Here is a 12,685-nt window from a genome sequence, read left to right on the forward strand (position 1 = left end):
AAACTCTTCAATTTAAGATTTTGTGACTCAACGAATACTGACTTCAAAACTATTCTTTATAAATAAAGAGTGTAATTTTAAAGCTATTACCATTCCAACAGAATGGTAATGAATTGACTGTGCCAAAATTAAGTAAACTTAACTTTGTATTGGTCACTCAGTTCATTGAAATCAAGTTTGTTACCGAAGTAACTGCCATTCCTAAGAATGACGTTTTGATATTCATCAACGAGTGCCCACACAGATTGATAGGTTTAAATTGTTAAAGAGCGCTAGCGTTTTGTGATTCACATCTCAGTCGCTAGGGGTGCGTACTATACCTGCACCACTTAGAGAGTCAAGGGTTATTTTCAACTCCTTTTTCTCTACCGATTTCGCCGTGTGACTTTCGTCTCACTCCGTGTCGGTGAGGCGGCATTATAGAGAGATCGACATAGAGCACAAGGGCTTTTTTGAATAAAAGTTTTGTTCGCCTAAAAAGCCACCAGATCCGCATTTTTCGAATAAAAACTAAACATTTGAGACGTATCACAGCAATACATTGGCAAAATGGAAACCATGAACGTAAGATTCATGTATCTATTTTGTTAAGAGTAGATGCGTCTATTTCGTTTATTAATATGTAGTATTCCGATATGAACTCAAAAAAATCGATGTTGTTAATTGTCGCACTAGCTGTTCTAGGTGGCATTGTTTTCTCTCAGGTAGATATATCGCCTGCAATTACCTTTATCCTTGGTGTCTTGGCTTCCGCTTTTGTTGTTAACTTTTCAAGCACCGACTCAAAATCAGATTCAGAACCTAAGGCATCAACAAAAACACTTTATGTAGGTAACCTTCCATACAAAGCGAATGAATCACACGTACGTGAATTATTCTCAGAGTATGGTGAAGTATTTGCAGTACGCTTAATGAAAGACAAACGTACTGGTAAAAGAAGAGGCTTTGGATTTGTCGTAATGGCTAGCAATGATGTAAATCATGCTATTTCAGAACTTAACGATAAAGATTACATGCAACGAACTTTAAAAGTGCGAGTTGCAAATGATCCTAAACATCCAGAAACGGACGAAGCTGAACTGAGCTAAATCCTAACTGCTTTAACATGCTATTTAGTGCACTTTCTTTCTTAGGAAGTGCACTACAAAAAACCTCGCGCACTCCCCCTTCTTTATTACCACTTTCCAAATCCAATAAATCTTGAACTCGCTTCGCAATCGCTTTACCGGAATCAACCAATAAAACACTCTTACCTAAGACTTGTTGAATCTCAGATTTTATCAGCGGGAAATGTGTGCATCCTAAAACGGCCACATCAATTGTATTGATCATCGGTTGAAGGATTTGCTGTAACTCTTCAAGGTTAATCGCCTCACCTCTGAGTTTATCTTCAGCCATATCCACCAGCCGAGTAGAACCTAAAAGCTCGACTCTTTTATTACTCGAGAAGTTTTTGATGAGCTCGTGTGTGTATTCACGAGTAATCGTTGCAGGTGTTGCAATAAGACCAACGGCTTTATTGGCAAGTAGGGATGCAGGCTTGATTGCCGGAACAACCCCAACAATTGGGACTAGATTATTAGCACGAAGTGTAGGCAAGACTATCGTACTGGCCGTATTACAAGCTATCACCACAATATCAATAGCGTGGCTAGCCACAAAACTGGTGACGATGCTTTGAACTCTGTGGATAAGGACTTGCTGGTCGAGCTCACCGTATGGGTAGGCCTCGTTATCGAATACATAAGTATAGTTATGATTCGGTAGTAACTGGCTTATCTCTTTATATACGGATAGACCACCCACCCCAGAATCAAAGACCAATATGTTTTTTTGTAGACTATCCGACACAACGATTACCTGTAATAAGTTTCGCTGCAATGATACCCCTTCGCTTAGTTTTCGCCAATCCTCACTCTATATAATGCAAGCTTGATAACGTTGATGAACAAAGCGCTCACCTTGCTCTACATTTTTTAGATCTATCTTGAGCTTACCTTTAAAGCATGGCGCTGACGTCACTAAGGTATGGAACTCACCATCTTCGCCACATGGATCGACATGACTCGGTAAACTGTCTATTAGTTCAAGCGTGTATTTTTTCCCGCAATAGCTCATATCTAATGCATCGCTATCGACCGTGACGAGAAAGGTTTCGATTCCTCTGTCTATTATTTCACTCGCAAGTGCCTGACTGCTCTCTCCCATTAGAGGGAACACACACTCCCAACCGGCTGGTTCTATATAGCTTCTTCGATAATCGGCAATGCCATTACAAAACATATCGCCGAATGCCACGGCATCGATAGATAAACCAGAGCCTTTAAGCGCTGTAACAATGGTACTTTGATAGATCTCATTACTAGGAAATACTTCCGGAAGTTCAATCATGATTAATGGCAAACCGACTAATTGCGCCTGCATGGCAACCACATCAATCGGAGTTACTTGGAAAGGAACTTCATCTCCAACATATGTCGTATAAAGAGCAACAACTTCATATTCGGAGCTTTCAATTAGACGCTCCAGCGTTAATGTCGAGTCTTTCCCTGATGACCAACTTATGATGACTTTCTTTTTCATTGATATACCCAATAAGAAAAAACCGCCCGAAGGCGGTTTAGGTGTAAATTAGAATTGGTAAGCTAGATTAGCAAAGTACCTGCGTTCAGGAGCGTTATATCCTAGCGTTGTTTGGTATTTCTCGTTAGTTAAGTTATCAACTCGACCACGAACAACTAGCTCAGGGGAAATCCAATACCCCACAGAAACATCCCACAAGCTCACTGATGGCAAAATATTATCTGGATCGGTTGTTTCTTTTGGATTACCCGCTCTATCACCCGTGTATGTATAAGTAAGGTTCACATCAAAATCTTCATATGAAGCATCCATCAACCACTTGTAGTTTTCATCAGCACGCTTCGCTAATTTGTTGCCCGCAGAGTCTTTATGATCTTTAAACTCAGCAACAACCGTGTGATGGATAAACCACGTGTCAAAATTACCTGTGATTTCTAAACCTTTAAGTTTTGCATCTACGTTTTGAGGATACCAAAATGGGCTACCTTCATACCAAATAATTAAGTTATCGACTTCATTATCGTATGCAGTCACATCCAGCTTGAATAAATCGAATTCACCGGTGTATCCAATTTCGCGATTTTCGGCCTCTTCAGGCTTTAGGTCTGAGTTTGTTGTTAGATCAGAATAGCTCGGAGCTTTAAATGATGTACCTGCGGCAGCTCTTAACGAGTGTTTCTCCGTTAGGTAATAGCGAGTCCCTAAAGACCAAGTCGTATGATTATCGTATGTATCGTGTTTATCGTTACGCACACTACCTACGATTTGAACATCACCGAATCTAAGTTCAGAAGAAGCGTAAACACCCGTCGTATCGCGAGACTCACCAGCTAGAGCATCAGGAGATCCATATGACAAAGCATCATCATCAAGCTTTTCTCTACGCCAATCTGCGCCAGCACCAACAGAAACGTTCTCGTTGATGTAATACTGATTTAAGAACTGTAAGTTCGTTAGGTCTATTTTCTTTTTAGTACCAGCATTATCTTTACCCTGAGCTTGTGAATAGTCTAGGTTCTCGATCGCTTGTTGATTAGCCCTAAGAGTCGAGCTTAAGTTATCACCTTTATAATCAAGAGCAGCTGTAACACTCAGATTCTCAGAGTAGCCATAGTTCTTACCACCAGAATCGTACTCAGTTAAACTATCGAACCAGCGAACTGAAGCACTACCTGAAAAGACCTCATTAATAGGTTGAGAATACGATGCAAAAAGATTTTGGCTTTCATACCCATAATTAAGTCCAGTAGCAGGATCTTTGATATCGTAACCTTCAGTCTCATCAAAACCACCAGCGAGCTTTAATGTTCCGCCATTAGACAAATTACGGGTCGTTGAAAAGTTAGCTTCCTTTTGAGCGTCGCTACCAGCTCCAACGGAAATCATTGTCGATTCAGTTGAACTACCAGAGGTTGTAATAACATTAATTACACCCGCTACAGCATCAGAACCATAAAGAGCTCCGCCAGAACCACGAATCACTTCAACTCTCTCAATAATGCCTACTGGGATATGATTAAAATTAATACCGCCAGCAGCAGAGTCAATACGGACACCATCAACTAGAAACAATACTTGATCACTATTATAGCCGCGCATAAAAACAGATGCGCTATGTCCACGTCCGCCACTTTGAGAAACTTCAACGCCAGGTACTCGTTTCAATACATCCACTAGAGATTTAGCTTGGGTTTCTTCGATTTCTTGTTTAGAAACAACCGTTGTTGATGCAATAACATCACTTAAAGGCTGCTCAAAACGGTTAGCCGTAACCACCATGGTTTCGTCAGTAGATACTTCTTGTGCGTGTAAATTGGAGATAGGTGAAAGTAGCGATGCTACAGCAACCGCTAAAAGGGATTTGTTCATGTTGTGATCCTAAATCGCGTAAAGTCCTACCAAGCCACATTGTATGGCTTAGCCGCTGGCAGGTATTCGGACTCAAGAGCACAACCTTATGGTTACCTGATATTCGACTTCCCACAAAAAGCTATTTGCAGTGTCTTTGAATACTCGTTCTCTCTTACCGCTGCGCGTCAGTTCTGGATTTACACCAGATTCCCTCTTCAGCCATCTATACATCCAAATGGCACCAGCTTGCGGGAGATAGTATTAACCTATGAATCATTTGTCTAGTCTAAGATAGTTATAAGCTATAGTTTTCATGCTCGATTTACATTGAATAGCTCTCAACACTGGACAAGCGCCTGTGATTGAATAAAATCTGCGCTCTTGATTTAAAAGCACGACAGCAAAAAGGCATAACAATGGCGAATTTAGATGTAAACCCGCAACGCTACCAAGAACAACTAGCAGAAAAGACTGAACGTCTTACTGAAATGTTCTCACAATACGATGTGCCTGAGTTGGAAGTGTATAAATCTCCAGAACAACACTACCGCATGCGTGCTGAATTTCGCGTGTGGCATGAAGGTGACGATATGTATTACGTCATGTTCAATCAAGAGACCAAAGAAAAATACCGTGTAGACCAGTTCCCAGCAGCTAGCCGTCTTATCAACGATTTAATGCCTCTACTAACAGATGCAATGAAAGACAACCACTCTCTACGCCATAAGCTATTCCAAGTAGATTTTCTTTCTACGTTGAGTGGTGAGATTTTGGTATCACTGCTTTACCACCGTCAATTGGGTGAGCAATGGATTCAAGATGCTAAAGCACTGAAGCAGCAATTGAATGATGAAGGTTTTAACCTAAACCTGATTGGCCGTGCGCGTAAGATGAAAATCGTCCTTGATCGCGACTACGTAATTGAAAAGCTAGATGTGAATGGTGATAGCTATATATACCAGCAAGTAGAAAACAGCTTTACTCAACCAAACGGCAAAGTAGCAGAGAAAATGCTGGAATGGGCTGTCGACTGCACTCAAGACAGCAAAGGTGACTTATTAGAGCTTTACTGTGGCAACGGTAACTTCTCATTAGCTCTGGCACAAAACTTTGAGCGTGTACTTGCAACTGAGCTAGCGAAGCCATCTGTTGAGTCTGCTCAATACAACATTGCGGCGAACAAGATTGATAATGTTCAGATTATCCGTATGTCTGCGGAAGATTTTACCGTAGCAATGGAAGGTAAGCGTGAATTCCGCCGCCTACAACAAGCAAACATCGATCTGAAGAGCTACAACTGCAACACTATCTTTGTTGATCCACCGCGTTCAGGTATGGACGTTGATACTTGTAAGATGGTTCAAGGCTACGAGCGCATCATGTACATCTCTTGTAACCCTGAGACATTGAAAGAGAACCTAGACATTCTAAGCGAAACACACGACATCACTCGTTTTGCTCTATTTGATCAGTTCCCTTATACGCACCACATGGAAGCCGGTGTATTCCTAGAGCGTAAAGCGTAAGTCTCGCTATCTAGGTCGAAGTCGAAGCTAAACAGCAGATACAAAAAACGAGCCAATTGGCTCGTTTTTTTATTTATACGTTGACGTTGGTTTAAGCGGTTTTACCGATAAAGCCTAGCTTCTTACCTACCCAAGCGAGTAACAGCATCGCGACAATAATCGCAAAGAAGTTTGATCCTGCATCAGGGTGTTGTGCTTTCACAAAAGCCGAATGGCCAAATGCACCTACAAAGAAACAAGCTAAACCCACTAATGGAATATCTTCAGATACTGGATTCGTTAGGTATTCTTGGTAAAGCGCTTGTACAGCCAAAACTAAAGCAATCAATGGGAAAATAGAGAAGCCCACTTCGCTCATTGTTACCCAAGATAACAGTGCATCACCACACACACCTGCAACAACAGCAAGTACGAGTGTCTTTCTTTCAGAACCACGGTTTACAGTATTATTTTCATTCGACATTATTCAATCCCGCCTTTTAATCGGTTACGTTCACGTTCTTTACGATACCAAAAAGCACCTTTGGCCATCATTCGCAATTGCATGATCAAGCGATCAGCCAATTCATCTCGCTGACGTCGATCTAAATCTAATGCTTCTGCCCCTGAGTTGAAGACCAAAATGACGGAGGCTTCAGCTTGAGTAAAAGCTTCATCTCGTGTCATGCCAGTCGTTATCAAATATTCGGTTAACTCAGCAGAGAAGTGCTGTATCTCACGAGCTACCGCAGCACGAAACTCAAAAGAGGTTCCTGAGCGCTCTCGCAATAACAGTCTGAATACGTTTGGGCTGCTTTCAATGAACTCCATAAAGGTTTCAACCGAGGTACGAATCACACTGCCTTCTTTTACTATGCGTTGCCTAGCTTGACGCATTAGCTGACGCAACAGTAAGCCACCTTCATCAACCATGGTTAAGCCAAGCTCATCCATGTCTTTGAAATGACGATAAAAGGAAGTCGGCGCTATTCCAGCCTCACGAGCAACTTCTCTCAAGCTTAGGTTGGAAAAGCTACGATCGGCACTGAGCTGGCTAAATGCTGCGTCGATTAAGCTGCGACGAGTTTTTTCTTTTTGCTGCGCGCGAATGCCCATTGGTTTCATACTTTATCAAACTCTTCTTTTACAGCCTAAACAGGCATGCCTAATACTCTGTTCAATATAACGCGAATCACATATTTATATAAGGCACTCTGGTTATATAAGACACTAAACACACCTCTTTGTTCACGTACCGAAGTAAATACGTTCGAAGAAAAAATTTCAATATCCACACTGTCATTTGGAGACATACGACATACCAAATATTATTTTTTCGATAACACTGCGTGATCCCACCGACTCTCTGATGCCCTTTTCATGTACCCAAGAACAGAATCAGTTAAAATCTCGCTAAAGCAATGTTAATCAAATATAACAAGGAAGATATCTATGCCGCACTCCAACCACTTTGATGTAATCGTAATTGGTAGTGGCCCCGGAGGAGAAGGGGCAGCGATGGGATTAACCAAAGCCGGGTTGAACGTTGCAATCATTGAAAAAGAGAGCAGCGTTGGTGGTGGTTGCACCCACTGGGGAACGATTCCTTCAAAAGCACTGCGTCATGCAGTAAGCCGCATCATTGAATTCAATAGCAACCCGCTGTTTTGTCAGAACAATAAAAGCATTCACTCAACCTTCTCCAACATTCTGGGTCATGCTAAATCAGTCATCGACAAACAGACTCGATTGCGTCAAGGCTTCTACGACCGTAACCAGTGCACATTGGTGTTTGGTACTGCGCGTTTTATCGATACTAACACTATCTCTGTCATGCAGAGCGATGGTACTGAAGAACATTACAGCGCAGACAAATTTGTTATAGCTACAGGTTCTCGTCCTTATCAACCAGACAACGTCGACTTTCTGCATGAACGTATCTACGACAGCGACTCGATTCTTTCTCTTAAACACGACCCTCAACACATCATCATCTATGGGGCTGGCGTTATTGGTTGTGAATACGCTTCAATCTTCCGTGGTTTAGGCGTTAAAACCGATCTTATTAATACTCGCGATCGCCTGTTGTCATTCTTAGACAATGAAACCTCGGATGCTCTGTCTTATCACTTCTGGAACAGCGGCGTTGTTATTCGTAACGATGAAACCTTTGAGAAAATTGAAGGTACTGACGACGGTGTAATCATTCACTTAGAGTCTGGTAAGAAAATGCGTGCCGACTGTCTACTGTATGCCAATGGCCGAACGGGTAATACTGACAAGCTGAATCTTGGTGCCGTTGGCTTAGAAGCGGACTCTCGAGGACAAGTCTCAGTCAACAGCAACTACCAAACCAGTGTTGAACATGTTTACGCTGTTGGTGATGTGATTGGTTATCCTAGCCTAGCAAGTGCTGCTTATGACCAAGGTCGATTCGTAGCCCAAGCCGTGGTGAAAGGTGAAGCAGAACGACACCTTATCGAAGATATCCCAACAGGTATCTATACCATTCCTGAGATCAGCTCTGTCGGTAAAACAGAACAAGAGCTTACCGCTGCTAAAGTACCTTATGAAGTGGGACGATCTTCATTCAAGCACTTAGCTCGTGCTCAAATCGCAGGTAAAGATATTGGTAGCTTGAAGATACTTTTCCATCGTGAAACTAAAGAGATTTTAGGTATCCACGTTTTTGGTGAGCGTGCTGCTGAGATCATCCACATCGGTCAGGCGATCATGGAACAGAAAGGCGAAGCCAATACCATCGAGTACTTTGTGAATACGACCTTCAACTATCCAACAATGGCCGAAGCGTATCGCGTCGCAGCGCTGAACGGACTTAACCGTTTGTTCTAAACAAAGAACCAATAGGACTATTTGACCACCTGTAGGCCAAATACATAAACAGCAAGCCATGAGCTTGCTGTTTTTATTTAAACTACTGAATTATATAGTTATGAGGGTAATTAGATCATGATGTTCTAAATGCTACTTTACCTGCACAGCTTCTCTTTTTCGCTCCCTGAACTAATCTATCTAATCTATCTAAGCTAAGCGAGAAACTCCCCTTTCTTCCACTGAGAGATAAATAGAACACCAAGACCAATGCCGCGCATGGCCATAAAGCTCAACATTGCTAGCCACAGCGCATGGTTCTCTAAACCTGATGCTAAGTAGAAAATCGCAAAGAAACTGCAGGTAGCCACAAACATACTGTTACGCATATCTTTGCCTTTGGTAGCGCCCACGAAAATACCGTCTAGCAAGAAGCACCACATAGAAACGAGCGGCATCGCAATCAGCCATGGCAGATACACCTCAGCCTGACTCTTAACCTCTGGAATTGTAGTAATCATATTAATCAAACTAGACCCAGCAATCGCGAACGCTATGGTCAGTACCAAACAAATATTGAAGCTCCAGAAGAAAGTGCCAATCAAAGACTGATTTAACTCTTCTTTATCTTTCGCGCCAATCGCCTTTCCGACCATAGCTTCCATTGCATAAGCAAAACCATCCATCCCATAAGAAATGATCATCAAGAAGCTCATCAATACCGCATTAGCCGCCACCACATCATCACCAAAGCTTGCGCTTTGGAAGGTCATAAAAGTGAAAGTCGCTTGCAGACATAGCGAGCGCAGAAAGATATCGCGATTCAGTTTTACGAAACGACTCAAACCTTGGCTGGTTTTCTTAAGCAACTCCCATGGAGATGGCAGTTGCCTCTTCATCCAGATTCGATAAACACAAATTAAGCCAAACGTTAGCCCGGCATAATCTGCTATCACCGATGCCAATGCTGCACCTTCAACTTGCCAGCCGAGGCCAATCACAAATACGATATCTAAAACAATGTTGGTGATATTAGTGATAACCACCATCCACATTGGCGCTTTGGCATTTTGGGTTCCGAGCAACCAACCTAACAGCACAAAGTTAGTTAGCGCAGCAGGTGCACTCCAGGTACGGATAGAGAAGTACTGCAGGCCATAATGTTTGACTTGCTCGCTGGCACTGCTCAATGAGAAAACCGCATCCGCAACAAAGCTGTGTAAAAGCAAAAAGACACCAGCAAACCCTAAGGCCATAGTCACGCCTTGCACAAAGACTAAACCAAGCTGCTTACCATCATTCGCACCATAAGATTGCGCGGCCAATCCAGTCGTCGACATACGCAGGAAACCAAGCAACCAGAAGGTCACACTGATCATGGTGCCGCCTAAGGCCACACCACCTAAATACCAAGAATGCTCTAGGTGACCGATAACTGCAGCATCAACTAAGCCCAGCAGTGGAACCGTAATATTAGAGAGAACCATCGGGATCGCGAGCAATAGCACTTTTTTGTGCATCGCCTGATTGGATAGCGTTTGAAAAATAGTTTGGGGATTAAATAGCTTCACGATCACCTCTTTGATTAGAGGCGATAGTTTAACCTAGTGGGTGGGCTTTCACTATGTTGTGGGGTTTTACTTATCTTGATACTTCTATTCAGCTACCTGCAAACAAAGTCGCTAGCACTACCACTTAACAAGCACCAACTGTGGCGTTAAGCGCTTTTTGACCTGAGAGATCTTACACAGTAATCGCTGCCACAATTTCCAACGATTGCATTGTTGATCAAGTGGAGAAAACGCTTTTACCCATTGCGCCCATGGCAGCCAATTAAGAACACTGTCTACTGGAGAAGATAAGCCATGTGCATATTTTCCTGAACCAAGCTTTTGCCCAAGAGCACTAGAGCTTTTGTCTCCAGCTAACACTAAACACGCGTGTGCATGAGTAAAGTAACGACTCAATGACTGAATAAAATATGCGGTTTGTTGTTCATTGCAATCAAGCAAAGCATGTTCGCACACCACCATCACTGAGGCTTGTTCTGGGATGTTGAGCTCATCCAACCAAGTCAGATCGTCAACCGAGCCACACTCCAAACGGTAGCGTTCATTCTTGTGGAACAGGCGTTGGCGCCAAACTAGATTTTCAGTTACATCCAATTCAACCCAATGACAGCGGCCATTATCTAAACGGTAGAAACGAGTATCGAGGCCTGCCCCAACATTGATAATCCAAGCATCTGGGTTATGAGATAGAAATTGTTGAACTTGAGAGTCACAAAGCTGAGTCAATGTTGCGTAGAGAAGTTGTTGTTGGTCGAGTTCACCTGTAAGACATTCTGGTGCTAATTGGCAGCGCTTGCAGGCTTGAGCTGCGATAGGGTCATAGACTAGGCCGTCATCGGCAAGGCTTTCGCGGCTGCGAAACCAAAGATGTTGAACGAGATCCGTCGGAACTTGGAATTCCTGATGTGCAGACCCTTGATCAAAAGGAGCCTTTTGAACAGAAGAGCGCGGCTTAGGAATAAGCGGCTTCATTTGAGGTTTGGTTGGATTTGGCATCATCATCTTCCTTGTATCTCGACAAAGAAGATGATAATGAATATCAATTACAATAACAAGTTATTGAGAATAAATATCAATAAGCTGTTTGTACTGATTACATCCAGTCAGTGTTGCGGATAATACCAACAGCCAGCCCTTCAATAGACAGGTGTTGAGATTCCAGATCGACATGGATTGGAGAAAACTCTTCATTTTCAGCGTGTAACAGCACCGTTGAACCTTTACGTTCTAGGCGTTTTACCGTTACATCATCATCGACACGAGCCACGACAACCTGACCATCGCGGACATCTTGTGTTTTATGAACAGCTAATAGATCACCGTCCATAATACCGATGTCTTTCATACTTTCGCCATTTACACGAAGTAAGAAGTCAGCTTGTGGTTTAAACATGCCTGGATCAACTTGATAATGCATTTCTACATGCTCTTGAGCCAAAATAGGCTCACCAGCGGCAACCTGACCGATTAGTGGTAAACCTTGCTCTTCATTCGCTGCATCTTCAAGCAAAATACGAATACCACGAGACGCACCCGGGATAATCTCAATCGCTTCTTTACGAGCAAGAGCTTTTAAATGTTCTTCTGCAGCATTAGCAGAACGGAAGCCAAGTTCGCGCGCGATTTCTGCACGTGTCGGTGGCATACCGAAATCTTCGATCTTACTTTTGATAAGGTCAAAAACTTGTTGCTGGCGGGGCGTTAACGGCTTCATGATTCACCTGTCTTTTTATACAGTTGACTGTGAGTATATCCAGTAACTGAACAAAAGCAAAGCAATTGGTTGTTTTTAGTTCATTTTTAGCGAATTACAAAAACAAGATCTCTAGCCACACGTAACCCGCTAATACTAAACAGATAAAAACTGCAGCTGAGCCAACATCTTTCGCCATCCCAGAAAGCTCATGATGTTCACTTCCGATTCGGTCAACGACCGCTTCAATCGCGGTATTGATCAACTCGACAACCATCACCAACACGATGGCTGAAATCATCAAGATTCTCTCAACTTGGCTTACATCTAAGTAAAACGCCAACGGAATAAGCACTGCGGCCATGAATACTTCTTGTCGAAATGCCGCCTCGTTTTTAAACGAGCTCGTGATGCCTTGCCATGAAAAGCCCGCCGCTTTCACGATACGTTTGAATCCGGTGTTTGATTTTTTGGTCATTTTTAACCCTATACTCAATCAGTCGATGAATGATTTTCCACAAACTTAACGGCAATATGACTATTTCCATTAAAAGGTTAGACCAGTTTCTGGTATTCTTGCATCGATTAAATTTACGCCTAGGCTTATCCCTATTTCACTCACAGGATTTATCCTTTTCATCATAGAAATA

At 42.6% G+C, this 12,685-nt stretch carries 12 protein-coding genes and 1 riboswitch; of the genes, 3 read left to right on the forward strand and 9 right to left on the reverse strand.

Annotated elements, in window-relative coordinates:
- Window positions 1-635 precede the first annotated feature (635 nt).
- A complete protein-coding gene (locus L3V36_RS21950; RefSeq protein ID WP_004736687.1) occupies window positions 636-1,088 on the forward strand; it encodes an RNA-binding protein in 453 nt (150 codons plus the stop codon).
- Here L3V36_RS21950 and murI read toward each other — a convergent pair.
- From murI to L3V36_RS21965, 3 genes are read right to left on the reverse strand one after another with little or no spacing between them, the layout of a single operon-like run.
- Window positions 1,051-1,857, reverse strand: coding sequence for a glutamate racemase (gene murI, locus L3V36_RS21955; RefSeq protein WP_065614805.1), 807 nt, complete (start codon window positions 1,855-1,857; stop codon window positions 1,051-1,053). The two genes, L3V36_RS21950 and murI, sit on opposite strands and share 38 nt — an antisense overlap.
- Before the next feature lie 60 nt (window positions 1,858-1,917).
- Entirely contained in the window at window positions 1,918-2,583 is a 666-nt protein-coding gene (locus tag L3V36_RS21960) for an ATPase (RefSeq protein ID WP_102447789.1), read from the reverse strand.
- Window positions 2,584-2,631: 48 nt separating this feature from the next.
- Window positions 2,632-4,452 carry a TonB-dependent receptor gene (locus L3V36_RS21965; protein WP_102447790.1) on the reverse strand — a complete coding sequence of 607 codons (1,821 nt, stop codon included), beginning with the start codon at window positions 4,450-4,452 and terminating at the stop codon, window positions 2,632-2,634.
- 39 nt (window positions 4,453-4,491) lie between these two features.
- Window positions 4,492-4,695, reverse strand: a riboswitch (cobalamin riboswitch).
- 155 nt (window positions 4,696-4,850) lie between these two features.
- Here L3V36_RS21965 and trmA point away from each other — a divergent pair.
- A complete protein-coding gene (gene trmA / locus L3V36_RS21970) occupies window positions 4,851-5,960 on the forward strand; it encodes a tRNA (uridine(54)-C5)-methyltransferase TrmA (RefSeq protein ID WP_017104715.1) in 1,110 nt (369 codons plus the stop codon).
- Between the two features lie 91 nt (window positions 5,961-6,051).
- Here the strand turns inward: trmA and L3V36_RS21975 are convergent, their stop codons facing one another.
- Together L3V36_RS21975 and fabR are read right to left on the reverse strand one after the other, a co-directional pair.
- Window positions 6,052-6,423 (reverse strand): YijD family membrane protein, encoded by a 372-nt coding sequence (locus L3V36_RS21975; RefSeq protein ID WP_004736696.1) that lies wholly within the window; start codon window positions 6,421-6,423, stop codon window positions 6,052-6,054.
- A complete protein-coding gene (fabR, locus tag L3V36_RS21980; protein ID WP_004736697.1) occupies window positions 6,423-7,064 on the reverse strand; it encodes an HTH-type transcriptional repressor FabR in 642 nt (213 codons plus the stop codon). The genes L3V36_RS21975 and fabR overlap by 1 nt, the downstream gene beginning before the upstream one ends.
- Window positions 7,065-7,391: 327 nt before the next feature.
- Here fabR and sthA point away from each other — a divergent pair, with 327 nt between their 5' ends.
- Window positions 7,392-8,792: a Si-specific NAD(P)(+) transhydrogenase gene (gene sthA / locus L3V36_RS21985; RefSeq protein ID WP_004736699.1), complete on the forward strand. Its 1,401-nt coding sequence runs from the start codon at window positions 7,392-7,394 to the stop codon at window positions 8,790-8,792.
- A 194-nt stretch (window positions 8,793-8,986) separates the two neighbouring features.
- Here sthA and dinF read toward each other — a convergent pair whose 3' ends face one another.
- The 4 genes from dinF to L3V36_RS22005 form a co-directional block, all read right to left on the reverse strand.
- The gene (gene dinF, locus L3V36_RS21990) at window positions 8,987-10,342 is read right to left on the reverse strand and encodes an MATE family efflux transporter DinF (protein WP_208775673.1); all 1,356 of its coding nucleotides are present in this window, start codon (window positions 10,340-10,342) and stop codon (window positions 8,987-8,989) included.
- Between the two features lie 117 nt (window positions 10,343-10,459).
- Window positions 10,460-11,338, reverse strand: a complete 879-nt coding sequence (locus L3V36_RS21995; protein WP_029221908.1) for a class I SAM-dependent methyltransferase — start codon at window positions 11,336-11,338, stop codon at window positions 10,460-10,462.
- Between the two features lie 97 nt (window positions 11,339-11,435).
- Window positions 11,436-12,056 (reverse strand): transcriptional repressor LexA, encoded by a 621-nt coding sequence (lexA, locus tag L3V36_RS22000; protein WP_004736702.1) that lies wholly within the window; start codon window positions 12,054-12,056, stop codon window positions 11,436-11,438.
- 94 nt (window positions 12,057-12,150) lie between these two features.
- Window positions 12,151-12,513: a diacylglycerol kinase gene (locus L3V36_RS22005; RefSeq protein WP_065682864.1), complete on the reverse strand. Its 363-nt coding sequence runs from the start codon at window positions 12,511-12,513 to the stop codon at window positions 12,151-12,153.
- Window positions 12,514-12,685: the final 172 nt, after the last annotated feature.

It is taken from the genome of Vibrio sp. G-C-1, from assembly GCF_021728015.1.
GTDB lineage: Bacteria > Pseudomonadota > Gammaproteobacteria > Enterobacterales > Vibrionaceae > Vibrio > Vibrio splendidus.